General features: G+C 39.1%; 23 protein-coding genes. 21 read left to right on the top strand and 2 right to left on the bottom strand.

The annotated features are described in order from the left end of the window. The first annotated feature begins 258 nt into the window (after positions 1 to 258). Complete coding sequence (locus JW886_RS07040) at positions 259 to 576, top strand: bacteriocin immunity family protein (RefSeq protein WP_205871689.1); 318 nt, start codon at positions 259 to 261, stop codon at positions 574 to 576. Positions 577 to 659: 83 nt separating this feature from the next. Here JW886_RS07040 and msrA read toward each other — a convergent pair whose 3' ends face one another. After that, positions 660 to 1208 carry a peptide-methionine (S)-S-oxide reductase MsrA gene (gene msrA / locus JW886_RS07035; RefSeq protein WP_205871688.1) on the bottom strand — a complete coding sequence of 183 codons (549 nt, stop codon included), beginning with the start codon at positions 1206 to 1208 and terminating at the stop codon, positions 660 to 662. A 168-nt stretch (positions 1209 to 1376) separates the two neighbouring features. Here msrA and JW886_RS07030 point away from each other — a divergent pair, with 168 nt between their 5' ends. The 3 genes from JW886_RS07030 (at position 1377) to JW886_RS07020 (ending at position 3457) form a co-directional block, all read left to right on the top strand. After that, positions 1377 to 2315, top strand: coding sequence for a dihydroorotate oxidase (locus tag JW886_RS07030; RefSeq protein ID WP_200407190.1), 939 nt, complete (start codon positions 1377 to 1379; stop codon positions 2313 to 2315). A 100-nt stretch (positions 2316 to 2415) separates the two neighbouring features. Further along, positions 2416 to 3132, top strand: coding sequence for a putative ABC transporter permease (locus tag JW886_RS07025; RefSeq protein ID WP_205871687.1), 717 nt, complete (start codon positions 2416 to 2418; stop codon positions 3130 to 3132). A 55-nt stretch (positions 3133 to 3187) separates the two neighbouring features. Then, on the top strand, positions 3188 to 3457 hold the full coding sequence (locus tag JW886_RS07020; RefSeq protein WP_205871686.1) for a bacteriocin immunity family protein: 270 nt from the start codon (positions 3188 to 3190) through the stop codon (positions 3455 to 3457). A 78-nt stretch (positions 3458 to 3535) separates the two neighbouring features. Here the strand turns inward: JW886_RS07020 and JW886_RS07015 are convergent, their stop codons facing one another. After that, entirely contained in the window at positions 3536 to 4180 is a 645-nt protein-coding gene (locus JW886_RS07015) for a lytic polysaccharide monooxygenase auxiliary activity family 9 protein (protein WP_205871685.1), read from the bottom strand. A 328-nt stretch (positions 4181 to 4508) separates the two neighbouring features. Here JW886_RS07015 and JW886_RS07010 point away from each other — a divergent pair, with 328 nt between their 5' ends. From JW886_RS07010 to JW886_RS06930, 17 genes are all read left to right on the top strand, one after another. After that, a complete protein-coding gene (locus JW886_RS07010; RefSeq protein ID WP_205871684.1) occupies positions 4509 to 5348 on the top strand; it encodes a thymidylate synthase in 840 nt (279 codons plus the stop codon). A 132-nt stretch (positions 5349 to 5480) separates the two neighbouring features. Further along, positions 5481 to 6296 carry a hypothetical protein gene (locus JW886_RS07005; RefSeq protein WP_205871683.1) on the top strand — a complete coding sequence of 272 codons (816 nt, stop codon included), beginning with the start codon at positions 5481 to 5483 and terminating at the stop codon, positions 6294 to 6296. Between the two features lie 138 nt (positions 6297 to 6434). Further along, positions 6435 to 6893, top strand: a complete 459-nt coding sequence (locus JW886_RS07000) for a MarR family winged helix-turn-helix transcriptional regulator (RefSeq protein ID WP_205871682.1) — start codon at positions 6435 to 6437, stop codon at positions 6891 to 6893. 2 nt (positions 6894 to 6895) lie between these two features. Beyond that, positions 6896 to 8266, top strand: a complete 1371-nt coding sequence (locus JW886_RS06995; RefSeq protein ID WP_205871681.1) for an MFS transporter — start codon at positions 6896 to 6898, stop codon at positions 8264 to 8266. A 124-nt stretch (positions 8267 to 8390) separates the two neighbouring features. Beyond that, on the top strand, positions 8391 to 9143 hold the full coding sequence (locus tag JW886_RS06990; protein WP_015426707.1) for an SDR family oxidoreductase: 753 nt from the start codon (positions 8391 to 8393) through the stop codon (positions 9141 to 9143). A 14-nt stretch (positions 9144 to 9157) separates the two neighbouring features. Then, positions 9158 to 9526 carry a DUF2255 family protein gene (locus tag JW886_RS06985; protein WP_205871680.1) on the top strand — a complete coding sequence of 123 codons (369 nt, stop codon included), beginning with the start codon at positions 9158 to 9160 and terminating at the stop codon, positions 9524 to 9526. A 25-nt stretch (positions 9527 to 9551) separates the two neighbouring features. Further along, on the top strand, positions 9552 to 9866 hold the full coding sequence (locus tag JW886_RS06980; RefSeq protein ID WP_075525477.1) for a carboxymuconolactone decarboxylase family protein: 315 nt from the start codon (positions 9552 to 9554) through the stop codon (positions 9864 to 9866). Between the two features lie 13 nt (positions 9867 to 9879). After that, positions 9880 to 10173, top strand: a complete 294-nt coding sequence (locus tag JW886_RS06975; protein WP_205871679.1) for an antibiotic biosynthesis monooxygenase family protein — start codon at positions 9880 to 9882, stop codon at positions 10171 to 10173. Positions 10174 to 10188: 15 nt separating this feature from the next. Then, entirely contained in the window at positions 10189 to 10590 is a 402-nt protein-coding gene (locus tag JW886_RS06970; protein ID WP_205871678.1) for a cupin domain-containing protein, read from the top strand. Positions 10591 to 10601: 11 nt separating this feature from the next. Then, positions 10602 to 10904 (top strand): hypothetical protein, encoded by a 303-nt coding sequence (locus tag JW886_RS06965; protein WP_205871677.1) that lies wholly within the window; start codon positions 10602 to 10604, stop codon positions 10902 to 10904. A gap of 168 nt (positions 10905 to 11072) precedes the next feature. Further along, on the top strand, positions 11073 to 11783 hold the full coding sequence (purC, locus tag JW886_RS06960) for a phosphoribosylaminoimidazolesuccinocarboxamide synthase (protein WP_205871676.1): 711 nt from the start codon (positions 11073 to 11075) through the stop codon (positions 11781 to 11783). A 21-nt stretch (positions 11784 to 11804) separates the two neighbouring features. After that, a complete protein-coding gene (gene purS, locus JW886_RS06955; protein ID WP_205871675.1) occupies positions 11805 to 12068 on the top strand; it encodes a phosphoribosylformylglycinamidine synthase subunit PurS in 264 nt (87 codons plus the stop codon). After that, the gene (purQ, locus tag JW886_RS06950) at positions 12068 to 12748 is read left to right on the top strand and encodes a phosphoribosylformylglycinamidine synthase subunit PurQ (protein WP_205871674.1); all 681 of its coding nucleotides are present in this window, start codon (positions 12068 to 12070) and stop codon (positions 12746 to 12748) included. Before purS ends, purQ begins: the two co-directional genes overlap by 1 nt. A 173-nt stretch (positions 12749 to 12921) precedes the next feature. Further along, positions 12922 to 15141, top strand: coding sequence for a phosphoribosylformylglycinamidine synthase subunit PurL (gene purL, locus JW886_RS06945; RefSeq protein WP_205871673.1), 2220 nt, complete (start codon positions 12922 to 12924; stop codon positions 15139 to 15141). Further along, entirely contained in the window at positions 15126 to 16589 is a 1464-nt protein-coding gene (purF, locus tag JW886_RS06940) for an amidophosphoribosyltransferase (protein ID WP_205871672.1), read from the top strand. The genes purL and purF overlap by 16 nt, the downstream gene beginning before the upstream one ends. 97 nt (positions 16590 to 16686) lie before the next feature. After that, positions 16687 to 19758, top strand: a complete 3072-nt coding sequence (locus tag JW886_RS06935; RefSeq protein WP_205871671.1) for a type I restriction endonuclease subunit R — start codon at positions 16687 to 16689, stop codon at positions 19756 to 19758. Further along, positions 19758 to 21341: a type I restriction-modification system subunit M gene (locus JW886_RS06930; RefSeq protein ID WP_205871670.1), complete on the top strand. Its 1584-nt coding sequence runs from the start codon at positions 19758 to 19760 to the stop codon at positions 21339 to 21341. Before JW886_RS06935 ends, JW886_RS06930 begins: the two co-directional genes overlap by 1 nt.

Raw genomic sequence — 21341 nt, 5'->3', positions numbered from 1 at the left:
TTTTTTTGATGTCAACACTGTTGAAAATCTTGCGCGTGTCCGAGTGACCACAGCTGGTGTAGAAACAGTCGATACCGTAATTATCGGGATTTAAAAAGGAAAAAAGACCAAAGTCGCTCTATTGCTACGTTGGTCTTTTTCTTTCTTCTTCGTCCTCAAGCCCGTATTGTTAACTTTTGTTCTTGTCTTCCCTTTTTTTATGGTATAAAATAAGGCTTGTACGAATGCAAACGCTTTAGAGTGATTAGAGGAAATAAGATGTTTGATAAGAAGAGAAGAATAAGCAAAGAAGCACAGGAACTTCTCACAGAAGTTTATGACTTTATTCTAGAGGATAACCTTCGAGACAAAGAACGTCAGATAGGGCTTTTGGCTAAAAATGATTTAGAAAAGGGCAGATATACAATTGCTGTACTCACGCAGCTGAGAGCAAGCCTCCAAAGAGAAGCTCTAAACATGCCCTTGAGTCCTCAAGCTCTCGCTTTTTATAAAAGACTCGCTCCGCGTATCAATAAAATGGCTCCCCTTGGAACTAATAGAGGAAACATGATGGTAGGGAGAAGTTATTTGGATTAGAAAACACATGTTTCTTTTCACCCGGGGGGATTTTTACGTTTTGTTATTTAAAAAGCTGAAACAGTTTGCTTCAGCTTTTTTATCTAATGTTTTTTTCTTGAAAAGTTGAATTTTCTTTTGAAACGTTGTAAAGCAAGGTAGCGCTCGCGTGCATTATGCATGGCTTGATAACGTTTAGGATCTTTTTTATAAAATTGCTGATGATATTCTTCGGCAGGCCAAAAAGTTTTCGCTTCTTCAATAGGCACAACAATTGGCTTATCCCATTCCCCTGATTGTTCCAAGGATTGTTTACTGGTCTGAGCAGCTAAGCGTTGTTCCCTACCGTCTACAAAAATGACGGGTCGGTAGTTGGCGCCACGGTCATAAAACTGACCATCAGCATCGGTTGGATCAATTAAAGTCCAGTAGATTTCTAGTAATTCATTATAAGTAATGATAGAGTTGTCAAATAAAATCTCTACGGCTTCGGTATGTCCAGTTGCCTTTGAGATGACCTCATCATAAGTAGGATGTTCCACATTGCCTCCAGTATAACCGCTGGTTACGGCAATAATACCTGGTCGTGTCTCAAAAGGCTCAACCATACACCAAAAACATCCTCCTGCAAAGATAGCGCGTTCTGTACTCATCGTAGACTCCTTTCTGAGTTGGGTGCACTCATTTATTTCATTATAACATGATAAGAGAGGACAAAGATGAGGTTTGTCTCGTCAATTGATGACAAAGTTTATCCTTTAAGATTAAAGAATAAACTATTTTATGATAGAATATATAAAAATAGAAAAGAGGTGCACCTTTTGACGCTCAAAACCACATTCGCTCACTATGAATTTTCTAATCCTTTGATGAACGCTTCCGGTGTTCATTGTATGACGACCCAAGAGTTAGACGAGTTATTACAGTCCCAAGCAGGAGCCGTGATTACTAAGAGTTCAACACTTGAAAAACGTGCAGGAAACCCAGAGCCTCGTTATGTAGATTTAAGTCTTGGGAGTATCAATTCGATGGGGCTTCCCAACCTAGGTTTTGATTATTACTTGGAGTATGTCCTAGAAAAGCAAAAAGACACTTCTATAAAAGGTCCCCTCTTTTTCTCTGTCGCTGGAATGAGTGCTAAAGAAAATATCGAGTTGCTCCAAAAACTTCAAGAAAGTGCGTTTGATGGGATTACTGAGTTGAACCTGTCATGTCCCAATGTACCGGGTAAACCCCAACTGGCTTACGATTTTGAAGCAACCGAGGCACTCCTAAAAGAAGTTTTTAGTTTCTTTAAAAAACCACTTGGAATTAAATTACCTCCTTATTTTGATTTGGTTCATTTTGATACGATGGCTGAAATTTTAAATCAATTCCCTCTTACCTATGTCAACTCTGTAAATAGCGTTGGGAACGCGCTTTTTATTGACCCTGATACAGAAGCAGTGGTCATAAAGCCTAAAGATGGTTTTGGGGGCTTAGGTGGACAATATATCAAACCTACCGCTTTGGCAAATGTACGGGCTTTTTACACTCGCCTCAAACCAGAAATTAAAATTATTGGCACGGGTGGGATAGTAACAGGTCAAGATGCCTTCGAACACTTGCTTTGTGGAGCTAGTCTTTTACAAATCGGTACGGCATTACACCAAGAAGGACCAGCAATCTTTGAACGGATTACCCGAGAGCTTGAAGAAATCATGGCTCAAAAAGGTTATCAGTCGATTGATGCATTTCGTGGAAAACTTAAAAGTCTTTAATACTTACAAAAAAACAGGGTCTATCCTGTTTTTTTGTAAGCAAAGGAAAGTCTCACGAAAGGATGTTATAATGGTATTTATAAAATACTAGGAGGAAACTATGACACTCGTGATGACTTTTATAGTCTATTCAGTTATTGGTTGGCTATGGGAGACTTTTTATTGTTCATTAAAAGATAGGCGTTTCGTTTTTCGAGGCTTCTTATTAGGTCCTTATTGTCCGGTTTATGGTTTTGGTGTAGCAGCGGTCTTATTATTAGTCCCTGATTCAGGGAGTTTACTTACCTTATATTTTAACTCTCTTGTGATTGTTACGGTAATTGAGTTTATTGGGAGTTGGTTTCTTGAACGTTTTTTCAATATGAAACTCTGGGATTATTCAAGTTTACCTTTTAATATTGAAGGCCGTGTTGCGGTCCCTGTCTCACTTTTTTGGGGGATAGGCTGCCTTGTCTTGATTAAGGGGATTAATCCTGTGATACAAAATGCGATTGGGGATTTTATTGAAGCTACAAAGGGAATTGGACCTTGGCTGATTCTTCTGATTTTCTTGATAGATCTTGTCTCAACCTTTATTTTCACGGTTTCGACCAAGAAAGAAGTGCGTGATTTGATTGATGACTCTGACCAAGAGAATGCAGCAGTAAAAGAATTTCGTCTGAAACAGTTGTTTACGAATCGGGCACCACGTCCTAATCGTCAAAAAGTACTCCAATTCTTGAATGATCATCCGCTTAAGTGGCGGCACTATAACTTACGACGAATTATTAAAAACTATCCCAATATTAAATTGACTAAAAGAATTTTAAAAAAATAAAGGGGTGCAAGTCAACTCAATTGACAGGAGCGATAGAAGCGTGCGATAATGAGCTATGAATGAAATAATGGATCAAGAAAAGGCGCTCAATGCCCTTTATAATCTCATTTTAGATCGGCATATTCGTGATTGGGAAAGGTCTTGCTTGTTAACCACAAAGCAACGGATTGAAGCAGGGCGCCCGCTCGGTCAAGAACTCGCTCGCTTAGAAGCACAATTGCGCCCACTTGCTTTACGCTATAATTTGACTCCACAGGTCAATGAATTTTATCAAGCGATAAGTAACAGTAAACTTTTTGGACCAGGGGTTGGCGGAATCATCTAACCGAAGGTACTGAAGGGTTGGCTAAATCTTGAATATGAGTTAATCAAAAAAACCAGTGAATCCACTGGTTTTTTTATTTTATAGGCTTGGGCCGTAGGTATTACTTTTAGTATTAACGTTGACATCAATCACGTTGTAGAAAGCATTATCTGTATCATCTACATCCCAAACGGCTAAGATGACATGATATCCTGTACGGTCGGTTGGCACTGTAACGCTATGGGTCGGATTAGCAGAAGCATTTCCACCATTATATTCAATTGTTCCGATGTGTTCCATATCAGCTCGTTTTAGTGGGGCATTTTGATCCCAGCCTGTTTTTGTCATATAGTAGTGCCATTTCGCTGTCTTGTGTGATGCGGTATAGCGCCAAGTAAACAGGTTCGGACCAGAATTGATGGTTGTTTTCTTCCAACGAGTGCTGGTTTGATTATCGAGTACAAAGTCTCCTACAGCACCATCAGCAGAAGCGATACGACCATCAGCAGGACCAGCTTGAGGATAACCCTTTTTGGCTTCCAGACCTTGCGGATTTGTAATGACATTCCCGTATAAGCTAAGAGCTGCTGTCCAACCTTGGCTATCAAAATCTAGTTTCCCTTGATAAGCTCGTGCAGGAGGCGATTGTACATAGCCATGTGCTGCTACTTTAGGTGTTTGAGTAAATAAGGCTGCTCCTAATACCGAAGTTGTGATGGCTACACCTGCTAAGATTTTTTTCATAGATTCTACCTCTTTTCTTAATTTTTTATAAAGTAAAGAAACCGGAGTCTTTATGTAAGCGCTAAACAAAGTATATCAATTTTTTTATTTTGGCTCAACTAAAATCCTAATGCAAAAATTTATATTATTCCTAAATATAATGTTGAGTTGAAGTAAGAATAGCTTAACCACAAGGATTATTCAACTTTTAAAGAAAGCGATATCAAAAAGAGCACTTCGCGAGTACAAGAAGTGAAAGATGGCAAAAACGTTCCCTTTTAGAAGGTAGATTTTACCTGTTTCGTAGAGTGTGTTATAATTAAAAGAAATAAAAAATAAAGGAAATTTTATGACTTACGCAGATCAAATCTTTAAACAAAATATCCAAAACATTTTGGAAACAGGCGTTTTTTCTGAAAATGCGCGCCCGAAGTATAAGGATGGTAAAACGGCAAACAGTAAGTATATTACAGGTTCATTTGTGACTTATGATTTGCAAAAAGGAGAATTTCCGATTACGACTTTGCGGCCTATCCCCATTAAATCAGCAATCAAAGAGTTGATGTGGATTTACCAAGATCAGACCAGTGAGCTTTCTGTGCTTGAAGAAAAATATGGGGTTAAATATTGGGCCGAATGGGGGATTGGCGATGGAACAATCGGTCAACGTTATGGGGCAACCGTCAAAAAATATAATATTATCGGAAAGTTATTGGAAGGTTTAAGTAAAAATCCATGGAACCGTCGTAATATCATCAATCTATGGCAATACGAAGATTTTGAGGAGACAGAAGGGCTTTTACCTTGTGCCTTCCAAACCATGTTTGATGTGCGCAGAGAGGCTGATGGGGAGATTTACCTAGATGCGACACTTATCCAGCGCTCCAATGATATGTTGGTAGCTCATCATATCAACGCGATGCAGTATGTTGCCTTACAAATGATGCTTGCCAAACATTTTTCTTGGAAAATTGGGAAGTTCTTTTACTTTGTTAATAACTTACATATCTACGATAATCAATTTGAACAGGCTAAGACGCTATTAGAGCGCACGCCCTCAGAAAAGAAACCACGTTTAGTTTTAAATGTTCCTGATGGCACTAACTTTTTTGAAATTAAACCTGAAGATTTCGAGCTCATTGATTATGAACCCGTCAAACCTCAATTAAAATTTGATTTGGCGATTTAATAGAACAAAAAGATTACTGACAGCTCTGTCAGTAATTTTTTTGTAAAATTAATAATATTATATTGACAAAAGAATTATAAAAGCATATAATGTTTTCAAACGGAAAGAAAAACGCTTTCAAAGGGAGGGCTTATGAAAAAATTACTTTTGACAACTTTAATTGCGGGGGCTAGTATCGGCTTTGCTACGACCGTCCATGCAGATACCAATGTCTACCGCTTATATAATCCGTATACTGGGGAACATTTTTATACTACGAGTACGACCGAACGTACAGCGGATATTAACGCGGGCTGGGCCAATGAAGGGGTCGGTTGGAATGCACCTAGCAAAGGCGTAGGCGTTTACCGGGTCTATAACCCACATGCACAAGGCGGAGATCACTATTACACAAAAAGTAAATACGAAGCTCAATCCCTTGTGAATAAAGGATGGCGCTGGGATAATGGAGCACGCCCTGTCTTTTATTCTGGTGGAAAAATTCCGGTTTATGTCGCTTATAATCCTAACACCATGTCAGGGGCACACAATTATACCGGTAGTCTCTATGAAGAAAACAGTTTGATTCGTAATGGCTGGCGCTATAAAGCCGTAGCTTGGCAAGCTGTGAGCCTGCCAAGGACCCCTTACTCGCCTAATAATCCAGTCTTGCAAGAATTCGCCAATGAAATGAATTCCAATAAAAATTCCCTCCTTTCAAATAGTGATGGGACCTATCGAGATGTGAAGGCTTCAGTCAGTGGCAATACTTTGATTGTAACGTTCACTTTGAGTGATAATTATGGAACGCTTAGTGGTGCAGATGCTAATGACATGAAATCTCAAATGAGACCAAGTTTAGAAAAACTTACAACGTTGTTTAAAGATGCAGGTGTGGCTAATCCTTCCGTGAGATATATCTTTGATAATGCGAACGGAACAGTAGCGCTCGTGGTGACTTACCCATAACACTTTTGATTTAAAGTGTCTTGCGGAGCAGCCAATATTTGAAATAAAACGGAGCAGAATTACTGACGGAGCTGTCAGTAATTTTTTTCACCTATTTGTTCGTTGACGAACAACTTTTAATGTGTTACAATAATTCGTATGCGAACTAATAATCAAGCCATTGGTCGGCTTTTAAAAGTGGCCTCTAATCAGATGGTAAGAGAAGTCGATGCTTTTGCAGCTCAGTTTCATCTCACGGGACAACAGATGCTGATTCTCGATTTTCTTGGCAATGCCTTAGAGTCACAAGACGCAGCAGTACTGACCGCTCCATCAGCAGTAAGTCAAACAATGATTGAGCAGGAATTTAATATTAGACGCTCTACAACCACGGAGATATTGCAACGAATGGAAAAAAGAGCTCTTATCATTCGTCACCCCAGTCCTACGGACGCACGCCAAAAATTTGTCCAATTGACGGATTTGGGACGACAATATCTACCCGAAATCAAGACTTTCACTCAGGAACACAGCCAACGTGTTTTAGCGAATTTGTCTGATGAAGAGGTTCGAGCAGTCATAAAATTTCTCAATAATTTCAATAAACAGAAAGCGTAAAAATGAACACACAAGAAATAAATGCACCAAATAACAAAATTAGCGCGAAGACGCGCTTTTCAATTGTCGCCGTGGCACTTGTCGCTTTTGTCGGCATCCTCGCAGAAACAAGCCTAAATGTCACTTTTCCAACGCTGGAAAAAGCCTTTGGAATACCATTAAGTACGGTTCAGTGGGTTACGACCGCCTACCTATTGGTTGTGGCACTGGTCATGCCTACTAGCTCTTATATCAGCCAACGTTTTCAAGATCGCACACTCTTTTTCACTGCGCTTATCTTCTTTACCGTCGGCGATATTCTGAGTCTCATCTCCCCAAATTTTTCCATCTTGATGGTAGGTCGCCTTGTTCAAGGGATCGGGACAGGGATTGCGATTCCTTTAATGTTCAATATGGTCCTAACTAAAATCCCCCGGGCTAAAGTCGGTGTGTGGATGGGCTTTGCAGGAATGATTTTGAGTATCGCCCCAGCTCTTGGGCCAACTTATGGTGGTCTATTGACTGGAACGCTTGGCTGGCGTATGATTTTTGCCCTTATCCTCATTATTCCAATTATTATTTTCCCATTGGGAATGTGGGCGATTGAGAATCACAAGAAGGAACGTCCAGGTCAATTTGACTTCATTGCCTTTATCTTTTTATCAATTGCTATGACGAGCGCCCTTTTGGCATTGGATGCCTTAGGAAATCCGCAACTTGCTTTAATCTGGCTTGTGGTCTTTATTCTGAGTTTGATTGCCTTTATTTGGCGTTCTAAAACAAGCAATCTGCATTTCATCGATATTAATGTTTTCAAGAGTCCAACCTTTACTTTGTCGGTTATTGTCTACTGTATCCTTCAATTTGCCAATTTAGGTATTAACTTTATCATTCCTAATTTCTTGCAAATTTCATTGGGAACTTCAAGTACCTTAGCAGGTTTTGCTCTGTTACCTGGCTCTTTAATCGGTTCAGCATCCCAAGGTCCAATCGGTGCACTTTACGACCGAAAAGGTGCTAAAGGGATTCTTTATAGCAGTAACATTATCTTCCTTGTTGCCCTTATTTTATTGACTGTTTTCACTCAAAACTTAACGCTGATTGGTGTGATTGTGCTTTATATCATCTTTACAATCGGTCGATCTTCAGGTTTTGCTACGACAATGACGAATAGTTTAGCCCAGTTGCCACATGAGCAAGCCGCTTCAGGAAATGCCTGGTTTACCACCACTTCCCAATTTGCTGCTTCAGCTGGGACAGCAGTTGCGAGTCTGATTGCAACGCGAGCAGATAACTTAACGACTGGAACACAACATGTCTTTATGCTTTTCCTCGGATTAGCTGTACTGAATTTAATTTTCTATAGTTTAATTTTCAATAAAAAAATTAAATAACCCAAATCCGCTTGTTAAAGCGGATTTTTTATAATGTGCATTTAAAAAATACTTTTCGCTTGACTTGAAGTGGACTTCAAGGAATATAATAAATTTACAAGTTAAAAAATGAATGGAGAAAAAAATGTCAAACAATATTGAAAACAAAGTCGTCTTAATCACAGGAGCATCAAGCGGTATTGGCCAAGCAACTGCTGAATTACTTGCTAAAAAAGGAGCCAAAATTGTACTAGCAGCAAGGCGTGAAAATCGTTTGCAGGAGCTGGCTGATAAAATTAAAAAGGCTGGTGGCCAAGCAATCTACCAAGTGACAGATGTAACTAATCCAGAAGATAGTAAAAAGTTGGTACAATATGCGAAAGAAAATTTTGGCAAAATTGATGCGATTTTCTTGAATGCAGGAATCATGCCAAGTTCCCCTTTATCAGCTCTTCATGTTGAAGAATGGGAAAATATGGTTGATATTAATTTAAAAGGTGTACTTAATGGGCTTGCTGCTGTACTGCCTGAATTTACAGCTCAAAAATCAGGACATGTGATCACAACGAGTTCAGTTGCCGGCCTAAAAGCCTATCCCAATGGTGGCGTTTATGGCGCAACAAAATGGGCGGTTCGTGAATTAATGGAAGTACTCCGCATGGAATCCGCTCAAGAAGGAACTCATATTCGGACAGCGACGATTTATCCGGCTGCTATAAATACTGAGTTACTGAATACAATCACTGACAAAGAAGCAGCAGAAGGAATGACAGCTCTTTATGAACAATATGGGATTAGTCCAGAGGCAATTGCTCGCATTGTTGCTTTTGCGCTTGAACAACCTGAAGACGTTAACGTCAGCGAGTTTACTGTTGGACCTACAACACAACCTTGGTAAGAAAAGGAGAAAAAATGGAAATTGATGTAAAAAAGTTTTCTAAGCTACAAGATATTTATATTAGCCCAGACCCGCAGGAACATCGTCCTGCTTGGATTTGGTTTGCTTATATTGATGATGATTTAGCGGTAGCAGCAGGTCGCGGAACGGCGTCAAGTTGGTGGAATTCGGCAATGCTTTCACGTAAGGGTCAAATTCACATTGACGGGAAAGTCTATCAAGTGGAATTTGAACCTGTAACAGATAAAGAAAATATTGATAAATTTATTGCTTCTTATCGACAACGTGCGGGTCAGAGCTGGGATCCTGCTTGGGAGAAAAATTTTAGACCGACAGTGATGCGCCTAAAATTTTTGAAGGAACTTGGAAAAAGTACAAGATAAAATAATTAAAAATTTGGAGGTTAAAATGGAAAAACAAACCGCAGGACATGAACAACTTGGAGAATTTGCCCCAAAATTTGCTGAATTAAATGATGAGATTCTTTTTGGAGAAGTCTGGAGTCGTGAAAAAGAACTTTCAGCACATGAACGTAGTGTCATTACGATTACAGCTTTGATTGCTGGTGGAAATTTTGAACAATTAAATTTTCATATGGCAAAAGGAAAAGAAAATGGAATAAGTCAGGAAGAAATTTCAGAAATAATTACGCATCTGAGCTTTTATGTGGGGTGGCCAAAGGCTTGGTCGGCTTTTAATATGGCTAAAGAAATTTGGGAATAAGAGGGGGAAAGCTATGACAATTACGGTCAACATTTTGTACCAAGGTGAGGGGGAGAATGCCCGCCTCTTTGCTGATGAAATGGTCAGTTCTGGACTCGTCGATAAAATCCGTCAACAAAGTGGAAATTTACGTTATGAATATTTTGTCCCTTTGGATAATCAACACGCAATTCTATTGATTGATGAGTGGGAAAACCAAGAAGCAATTGACATTCATCATAAAAGTCCGATGATGGCAAAAATTGCTGAATTGAGAGAAAAATATCAATTGCGCCTAAAGGTAACGCGTTATCAGCAAATTGATTAGAAAAGAGAGAATGAAATGAATAAAAAAGAATTGGACAATGCCCTTATTTTTCCTCAAGGAGAAAAAAATCCTTATGGTGCTTATTTTACTGGCCAATCTTATTTAGAAGGAATGATTGCAGATAAGGACTTGCCCTTTGGTGTGGGAAATGTGACTTTTGAGCCGGGCTGTCGTAATCATTGGCATATTCATAAAGACGGTTATCAAGTTTTATTGGTTACAGCTGGTGAGGGATGGTATCAAGAAGAGGGTAAGGAGGCCCAACTTTTACATGCGGGCGATACGATTGTTACTCATGCAGGAGTTAAACATTGGCATGGAGCGACAAAAGATAGCTGGTTCAGTCATGTGGCCATTACCGCGGGAGAAGCAGTTTGGTTAGAAGAAGTTTCTGATGAGTGGTATAATACGGTCTAAGAGGTGCGGGTATGAAAGTAATCACAGTTTGTGGAAGTTTGAAATTTATTGATGAATTAAAGGAACAAGCGGAGCGTTTGACGTTAGCAGGTTATTGTGTCCTCACGATCGTATATCCTACGCGCGCATTGAGTACTTATTCGTCTTCTGAACTTGCTCTTTTACGAAAAGCGCATTTTAAAAAGATAGAAATATCAGAGGCGATATTTGTTGTCAATAAAGCAGGCTATATCGGCAAAGCTGTGGCAGAGGAGATTACTTATGCGAAAGCACAAGGTAAAAACGTACTCTATTTGGAAAATGATGTGCTTTAAAGAGAAGTTATTTCTTGAATAAAACTCAGATAAACTTTTTAACAATATACAGAAAAACCGAACAATTAGAGAGAAAAGCTTTAGCATTTACCGCTAGAGCTTTTTTTATTGCTGGGAGTAGATTAGAATGAAATTGTAAAGAAAAGCAAGTGAAGGATGGAGAGAGTTTTGAATAAAACGGTATTACTTTATGAAGGAAAAGCAAAGAAACTGTATAAGACAGAGGATGAAGCGGTCGTCTGGGTGGAATACTGTGATCAAGCGACCGCATTAAATGGTGCGCGTAAAGAAGAGATTGCAGGTAAAGGTGCTTTGAATAATCAAATCACTTCCTTAATTTTTGAAAAATTAAATGCTGAAGGTTTAGAAACACATTTCATAGAAAAGTTATCAAAAACCGAACAATTGAATAAAAAAGTCTCCATAATTCCTTTAGAAGTTGTTTTGCGAAATGTTGTTGCTGGTTCTTTTGCCAAACGATTTGGTCTTGAAGAAGGAATTGTTTTACAAGAACCAATTGTTGAGTTTTACTATAAGGATGATGCGTTAGATGACCCCTTTATTAACGATGAACATGTTCGATTCTTGAACATTGCAACTTATGCAGAGATTGAATTTTTAAAGCGTGAAACGCGTAAAATTAACGAGATTCTGAAAAAAATATGGGCGGAAATTGGCTTAACTTTGGTGGATTTCAAGCTTGAATTTGGTCGTCTTGCTGATGGAAGAATTATTCTGGCTGACGAAATTTCCCCTGATACGTCAAGACTTTGGTCTGCTGACGGAAAACACATGGATAAAGATGTTTTCCGACGTAATATTGGCGATTTGATTGAAACTTATACCGAAGTTTTGACATTACTTGAAAAAACAAAATAGAGAGATAGGATATTGCAAAAAATGACTAAAGTACGTGTTTACGTGGCTTATAAAGCCTCAATTCTCGACCCTCAAGCCCAAGCGATTCAAGCGGCAACTCATAAAATGGGTTATCAAGAAGTTACAGAATTAAATGTTGGAAAATTTTTCGATTTCGATTTTGATGCAGATGCTGAGCTTGCTAAAGAAAAAGCCATTGAAATTGCCAATGAATTGTTGGCGAATCCAAATATGGAAACTTACACCGTAGAAATTTTGGATGAACAAAGCGAAGGAGTCAACTGATGAAATTTGCAGTCATTCAATTTCCAGGGTCAAATTGTGATTTTGATTTGCTCTGGGCCATTCGTAATGTTATGGGAGCTGAGGCAGAATTTGTCTGGCATGATGAGCAGTCGCTTGCAGGTTTTGACGGAGTGTTGATTCCAGGGGGCTTTTCTTATGGTGATTATTTACGCTGTGGTGCGATTGCGTCATTTGCCAATATTATGCCGGAAATCAAACGTTTAGCTAAAGAAGGCAAGCCTGTTTTTGGCACTTGCAACGGCTTTCAAATTTTGGTTGAATCTGGTCTTTTGCCAGGGGTGTTAATTCGCAATGAGGGTTTGAAATTTGTTTCCAAATGGCAAGCCCTTAAAGTTGAAAATCATCAAAGTAATTTTACGACCGAATACAGCAAAGAGGAAATCATTCATTTGCCAATTGCGCACGGTGAAGGGCAATATGTTGCTGACGAAGCTCAGCTTGCTGAACTTAAAGCAAATGGGCAAATTATTTTCACTTATGCTGACGAAAATCCGAATGGATCAGTTGAAAATATTGCTGGAATTGTCAATAAAGAAGGAAATGTGCTTGGGATGATGCCTCACCCTGAGCGGGCCATGGAAGAACTTCTTGGTGGCGCTGACGGAAGAAAATTGTTTGCTTCTTTATTGAAAAATTTTGTGGCGACACTAGAAAAATAAAAAAATTACTGACAGAGCTGTCAGTAGGTTTGTAATTTCAAATTAACTGAGTTCGCCCTCCTTGAAACGGGTGAAATTAGACAAAATTAAGAACCTGCGCGAGCGCAGAACCATCATTTTCCTAATTTTCATCATTTCAAAACAGTCGGGCTCACATCTTAGAGGAGAATAACATGACTTTGGAGATGTCACCAGAACAGATTCAAGAAAGCAAAATTTACCGTGAGTGGGGACTAACGGATGAAGAATATTTGAAAATCAAGGATGAGATTCTTGACGGCCGTTTGCCAAACTTTACGGAAACGGGGATGTATGCCGTGATGTGGTCAGAACATTGCTGCTACAAAAATTCAAAACCTGTCTTAAAAAAATTTCCGACGACTGGGCCACAAGTCTTGATGGGGCCTGGTGAAGGCGCTGGGGTTGTGGATATCGGTGATGATTTGGCGGTTGTTTTCAAAGCTGAATCTCATAATCATCCCTCTTACGTTGAACCTTATGAAGGTGCAGCAACAGGTTCTGGTGGGATTATTCGTGATATTTTTTCAATGGGAGCTCGTCCCATTGCAATTTTGGATAGTTTACGTTTTGGACCAATCGACAATGGTAAAACACGTCATATTGTTGACCAAGTGACAGCCGGGATTGCGGGATATGGAAACTGTATTGGAATTCCGACGGTTGGTGGCGAAGTAGCCTTTGATGAATCTTACGCTGGAAATCCTTTGGTGAATGTCATGTGTGTGGGCTTGATTGAACATAAACATATTCAAAAAGGACAAGCTAAAGGTGTAGGGAATTCTATTTTTTATGTCGGAGCGAAAACAGGACGTGACGGCATTCATGGAGCATCTTTTGCTTCTAAAGAATTTGGTTCTGGCTCAGAAACACAACGTTCAGCGGTTCAAGTCGGTGATCCATTTATGGAAAAATTATTGCTTGAAGCTTGTATTGAAGTCATCCAAAATCATGGCGATATTTTAGTCGGCATTCAAGATATGGGAGCAGCTGGATTGGTTTCATCTACATCAGAAATGGCTTCAAAAGCTGGGTCAGGTCTGCGTCTTAACTTGGATAATGTGCCTCAGCGTGAAACAGAAATGATTCCTTATGAGATGATGTTGTCTGAGTCACAAGAACGTATGGTGCTTTGTGTCAAAAAAGGACATGAACAAGAAATTATTGATTTATTTAAAAAATACGACCTTGATGCTGTGAATATTGGGCAAGTGACTGATGATGGCTTTTATACGCTTTATCATAAAGGGGAAATGGTGGCTCATGTTCCAGTTGATTCATTGGCGGAAGATGCTCCAACTTATTACCGTGAGGCACAAGTCCCTGAGCGAATTCAAAAATTTACTGACAGCAAAAAATACCTTCCAGAAATTACTGACAGCGCGGTCAGTGACATTTTCAAAAAACTTTTGGCTCAACCAACCATTGCCAGCAAGAAATCAATTTATGAAACTTATGATTCGCGCGTGATGACCAACACTGTTGTTGCACCAGGCTCAGATAGCGCAGTTTTACGCGTACGTGGCACGAACAAAGCACTTGCGATGACAACGGACTGTAACGCGCGATATCTCTACCTTGATCCAGAAAAAGGCGGCGCAATCGCCGTTGCTGAAGCGGCTCGTAATATCGTGGCCTCTGGTGGAAAACCGCTCGCGATTACGGACTGTTTGAACTTTGGAAATCCGGAAAAACCTGAACAATTTTGGGAATTAACAACGGCGGCTGACGGAATTTCACGTTCTTGTTTGGCTCTTGATACACCTGTCATTTCAGGAAATGTTAGTCTTTACAATGAAACAAACGGTTCAGCTATTTTACCTACACCGATGATTGGAATGGTTGGTTTGATTGAGAATGTCAAAAATATCACCACTCAAGAATTCAAAAAAGCAGGTGATTTGATTGTACTAGTCGGTCAGACCTTTGATGATTTTTCAGGTTCTGAACTTCAAAAAATGCTGACAGGAGAAATTTCTGGCAGAATTGATTTTGATTTAGAAACTGAAAAAATCAATCAAGATTTTGTTTTAAGAGCAATTACTGACGGATTGGTCAGCTCAGCACATGACTTGGCAGAGGGAGGATTGGCGATTGCTCTAGCTGAATCTGCTTTTGCAAATGGCTTAGGCGTTGATGTGAAAGTTGATTTAACCAATGCCCAATTATTCTCAGAAACGCAAGGTCGCTTTATACTCTCAATTTCACCAGAAAATCAAGCTACTTTTGAAAAATTACTGACAGAAAGTTCTGTCAGTGGCGAAATCATCGGAAAAGTTACTGACGACGCCGTCATTAAAATTAATGACCTGACCATTGCTACTGACGAAGCCGCAAGCATTTACGAAGGAGCCCTCCCATGTCTGATGAAATGACAAGCGCAACATTTACTGAGCAAGACTGGGCGCATTTTGAGAAAAAATCTTTAAATGAAGAATGTGGACTTTTCGGCGTTTGGGGGCATCCTGATGCCGCTCGCCTGACCTATTTTGGGCTTCATGCGCTCCAACATCGCGGGCAAGAAGGCGCCGGGATTTTGGTCAATAATTATGGCAAACTCAATCGTCATCGTGGTCTGGGTCTGGTCACAGATGTTTTCCGTGACGAAAAAGATTTGGAAGAACTGACAGGCTCGTCAGCCATTGGACACGTCCGTTATGCCACGGCTGGTTCAGCAAATATCAACAATATTCAGCCTTTCCAGTTTGAATTTCATGACGGAGCACTTGGACTTGCCCACAATGGAAATTTAACCAACGCCCAATCATTGCGCTGTGAACTTGAAAAATCTGGCGCAATCTTCTCTAGTAATTCAGACACGGAAATCCTCATGCACTTGATTCGTCGTAGTCATCATCCAGAATTTATGGGCAGAGTCAAAGAAGCGCTCAATACGGTCAAAGGTGGCTTTGCCTATCTCATTATGACTGAAAACTCAATTGTCGCAGCCCTTGACCCTAATGGCTTTCGACCACTCTCCATCGGAAAAATGAGCAATGGTGCGCTCGTTGTGGCCTCAGAAACCTGTGCTTTTGATGTCGTTGGCGCTACTTGGATTCAAGATGTTCAACCCGGTGAAATAATTGAAATTAATGACGACGGCATTCATGTGGACCAATTTACTGACAGCACCAACATGACCATTTGTTCAATGGAATACATCTATTTTGCTCGTCCTGACAGTAATATCGCTGGAGTTAATGTTCATACTGCCAGAAAACGCTCAGGAAAAATTTTAGCCCAAGAAGCCCAAATTGACGCCGACATTGTCATTGGTGTGCCTAATTCATCACTCAGTGCTGCTTCAGGCTACGCTGAAGCATCTGGTTTGCCTTACGAAATGGGCCTGATTAAAAATCAGTATGTGGCAAGAACCTTCATTCAACCGACTCAAGAACTTCGTGAACAAGGCGTTCGCATGAAATTGAGTGCTGTTCGAGGTGTTGTAGAAGGGAAACGCGTCATTATGGTGGATGATAGTATTGTGCGTGGGACAACCAGCCGTCGCATTGTCAGATTGCTCAAAGACGCAGGCGCAGCCGAGGTTCATGTGGCAATCGCCAGCCCCGCTCTCAAATATCCTTGCTTTTATGGCATTGACATCCAAGACCGTGACGAACTCATCGCAGCCAGCCACACGACTGATGAAATCAGAAAAGCTATCGGAGCGGATAGTCTGACTTATCTCAGCCAGTCAGGACTTGTCGAAGCGATTGGTCATGATAAACTTTGCTTGTCCTATTTTGATGGCGAATATCCAACGCCACTTTATGATTATGAAGCTGACTATTTGGAATCTTTAGCGAAAAATAGCGTGAAATAAAAAGAAAGCAAGACAAAAAAGTCGTTTGATACCTCTCGGCTTTTTGTCTTGCTTTTTGCTATAATTAAATAAGTTAAGAAATGGCTAGGAGTCAAGTATGACAGCAGAAAATGAAATTGAACAACAGTTTATCCATATTTTAAGTGAAGCAGAAAATCAATGGCGTTATCGAAAAGATATTCGCACTGAAGCGGCACTTTGGCAAAATCTTAGAGCACATTTGAACCGAATAAATCAAGCACAGCTTTCAGGTATTCCAATAACAGATATGGAGTTTGAACGCATAAAAGTTGAATTCGGTCGTTTAACTGCAACCCCTTTTCAGGCATCTCAGTGGCTTCGTGGAGAAAACGGAGTCGCTCAAATTACTTTGGAGCGTGAAGACAATTCTAAGATTACGTTAGAGTTTTTTAGAAATAAAGATGTAGCGGGCGGTATTTCTTCCTATGAAGTCGTTAATCAGATTGTTCCAGATACAAATCGAACAACGAGAGGCGATGTGACACTCTTAATCAATGGTTTGCCTATTATTCATGTAGAGTTAAAAAATGAATCTGCAAAGGATGGCTATATACAAGCTTATCATCAAATAGAACGGTACGCGTTAGATGGTTTTTTTGATGGTATATATGCTACTACTCAAATATTTATTGTTTCAAACAAAGTTCAAACAAAGTATTTTGCTAGACCAAGTGAGAACACACAAAAAGCTTATCGACGAATGGAGAAGTTTCTTTTTAATTGGAGAACTTCTGAGAATGAGGCGGTAGATAATCTTTTTGATTTTACTCGTCAGGTGTTGCGTATCCCAGCAGCACATGAACTAATTAGTCAGTATACTGTATTAGTAGATGATCAAAAAAGTCAGAAATTTTTAATGGTTTTACGTCCTTACCAAATTCACGCCATAAAAGAAATTCGAAAAAGTGCTTCAAATCACGAGGGTGGCTTCATTTGGCATGCGACTGGCTCAGGGAAGACCATCACAAGCTTTGTAGCAACAAAATTGTTAGCACAAAATGCAACTGGTGTGGATCGGACGATTATGGTGGTAGACCGAACGGACCTTGATGCTCAAACCCAAGATGAATTTACCAAGTTTGCCTCGGAGTTTCATACAGGCCAAACAAGTGGATCAGCAAAATCTAATACGCTGATTGTTGGAATAAAAAATCAACATCAATTAACGAGAAGTCTCCTTTCAAAGAAAAATAATAATACAATTCTGGTTACAACGATTCAAAAATTATCTGCAGCAATGAGAGCAGCCAAAACGGAGGCGGAAAAAGAAGGAACAGACCGTTTCGCTAAATTACGCGGTGAGCACATTGTATTTATTGTTGATGAAGCGCACAGAGCTGTTAGTGATGAAGAAATGAAGAAAATAAAGAAATTATTTCCGAATTCAACTTGGTTTGGTCTCACAGGCACGCCTATCTTTGATAAAAATAAAAAACAGGAAAATGGGACTTTTGCAAGAACTACAGAGCAACAGTATGGTCCACTCTTGCACGCCTATACAACCAAAAATGCGATGGATGACAAAGCAGTGCTTAATTTTCAAGTTGAATATCACTCTTTATTAAATTCTGAAGAGCAAGAAGATTTTCTCGAAAAAATAACAGATCAAGTTCCCGATGATCTTAGAGAACAAGAGAAACTTTTAAATAATGAGGTATATCAGTCAGATAGGCATATTGAGGCAATGCTTCATAAGATTTTTAACCGTCGCAGCTTAGTCAAAAAATTTAATGTTCAAAATGGTTACCCGACGATGTCAGCCATTTTGACAACTCATTCTATTGCACAAGCAAAAAAGATTTATCATAAGCTAATGGAAATGAAGAAAAACGGATCTTTATTGTCTGGAAAAGACTATGATGAAAAAAGACGACTTATTGATGAGGACTTTCCTCGTGTAGCTATCACATTCTCAACTAATCCAGATCAACTTGAAAAAAATCAACAGGATGATGAGCTCTTAGATATCATGAAAGAGTATAGTGAGATGTATCAACAAACTGCATATACAGATGAGAAACTCTATAACCAAAACATCAATAAACGTTTAGCACGAAAAGAAGCTCAATATCAAAAGAACGGACAATGGCTTGATTTGGTTATTGTTGTCGATCGTCTCTTAACCGGTTTTGATGCTCCGACTATTCAAACCCTCTATGTTGATAGAGAAATGAATTACCAAAAGCTTCTACAGGCTTTTTCACGTACTAATCGACTTTACCCTGGAAAGGACAATGGGATGATTGTTACTTTCAGGAAACCTGAGACAATGAAAGCAAATGTCGCAGATACTTTTGAACTTTTTTCAAATGAGGACCAAGACTGGGTTGAGTTACTTCCTCCAGAATATAAAACAGTAAGAACCAATTTTAAAAATTTGAAAAAAGCTTATGAAATAGCAACAAGACAGCTTGAAGAAAATCCTAATGACTTAAAAACTAAAATTAATAAGCTGAGAGCTTTTCAGAAGATGGACAAGGTTTATAAAGCCCTAAGAAGCTATGATGAGTATGAAGAAGAAACAGAAAAATACTCAAGTTTTGAAAAGAAATTAGAAGATTATCGTGGCGACGCCGAGAATTTACGAGGTGAGATTAAAGTTGAAATAGATTCTGATGGGGGGGATAAGCCAAGTGTAGAGGAGCTCTTGCAAGATGTTGAATTCTCATCGCAGTTAAATGCCACTTATCAAGATAAAGTTGATAGCTTCTACATTAATCAATTGCTTAAGAATCTTAAAGAAAAAATAGATGGGGCTGAAGAAAAATTTGACGAAGAGATAAAATCAAAAGATCCAATGGTCCAACCAATCTACCATGAAATAAAACGTCAAATTCAAAATTCAAGTGATGACATCGACATTTCAGAAATTAAAAATAAGCTATTCACGGATGAGATTATTAACCGTATTCAGGCAGAGGTACGTAACTACGCGTTGCCTGAGGATTCTGTTAAATCTGCGTTTAATGAATATCGACCAGAAAAATCAGAAATTCCGTATCTAGCTAATATTGTTGATAATATGTCATTATCTAAAAGTGATTTTGAAGAAAAAACGGGTAAAAAATATAGAAGTAGAACAAAAGTTATGGGAAGTCGCCTCAAAGACGTCTTTACAGAGCTACAAAAATTGAAGGAAGAACTGTAATGTCAACAACACTAAATAATCAACTTTGGGCATCAGCGGATATTCTCCGTGGAAAAATGGATGCTAGCGAATATAAAAACTATCTTTTAGGCTTAATTTTCTATAAATATCTATCAGATGTAGAACTACGTGAAGTTTATGAGCAAGAAAATGGCCAAACAATAGAATTTCCAGAACGTGAAGAACAGTTTAAAATCTTAAAAGATTGGTATGACGAAGATAAAGATGATCTTGAGGAAATTATGCGTCTACAACGGGGCTATTTCATTGCTCCCGAACAGCTTTTTTATCATTTTCGCCAAAAGGCAGATGCTTATGAGTTTAGATTGGTCGACTTGCAATCAGGCTTTAACGACTTGGAGCGGCAAGGGGAACAGTTCAGTAACCTCTTTGCGGATATTGATTTAAATTCAACAAAACTCGGCTCCAATGACCAACAAAGAAATGTTACGATTACTGAAGTGATCAAAGCACTTGATGAAATAGATCTTTTCGAACATAATGGTGACGTAATAGGTGATGCTTACGAGTATTTGATTGGACAGTTTGCAGCAGGAGCAGGAAAAAAAGCTGGTGAATTTTATACTCCTCAAGCTGTTTCTCGCATTATTTCAGAGATCACTTCAATTGGTCAAGAAAATAGAGCACCTTTTCATATCTATGACCCAACGATGGGGTCTGGGTCACTCATGCTGAATATTCGTAATTACGTTCATGATAAAGATAAAATTCATTATCATGGTCAAGAATTGAATACAACAACTTTCAACTTAGCACGAATGAATCTCATTTTGCATGGTGTGGATAAAAACAGAATGCGTCTTAAAAATGGAGATACTCTAGATAGCGACTGGCCAACAGAAGAACCTCATCAGTTTGATGCTGTCGTTATGAACCCCCCTTACTCAGCAAAATGGTCAGCCGCTGAAAAATTCCTCTCGGATGCGCGTTTTGAGCGCTATGGAAAGTTAGCTCCCAAATCTAAAGCAGACTTCGCTTTCTTACTTCATGGATTCTATCACTTGAAAGATACCGGTACAATGGGAATTGTATTACCGCATGGTGTTTTATTCCGTGGAGCAGCAGAAGGAGTGATTCGTAAAGCCTTGCTTGAAATGGGTGCAATCGATGCAGTTATCGGCTTGCCTGCAAATATTTTTTATGGAACAAGCATACCGACAACGGTAATTATCTTAAAGAAAAATCGTGATAATCGTGACGTTTTATTTATTGATGCTTCTAATGATTTTGAAAAGCAAAAGAATCAGAACATGCTTCGCGATAGTGATATTGAAAAAATTATTAGAACTTATAAATCACGTGAGAACGTTGAAAGATATGCCCATTTAGCAAGTTTTGAAGAGATAGAATCAAATGATTTCAATCTTAATATTCCACGCTATGTTGATACCTTTGAAGAAGAAGAACCTATTGATATTATTGCGCTAAGTCAAGAAATTGTAGACATTAATCAAGAGATTAGTAAGACAGAACAAGAATTCCTCTCAATGTTAAATCAACTTGCAGTAACAGATGAGAGTCGTGAGATTATTGAAGCTACTAAACGAATTTTTGGTGAATGA

It is taken from the genome of Lactococcus taiwanensis, from assembly GCF_017068355.1.
Classification (GTDB): domain Bacteria; phylum Bacillota; class Bacilli; order Lactobacillales; family Streptococcaceae; genus Lactococcus; species Lactococcus taiwanensis.
This window is presented reverse-complemented; position numbering and strand designations above follow the sequence as displayed.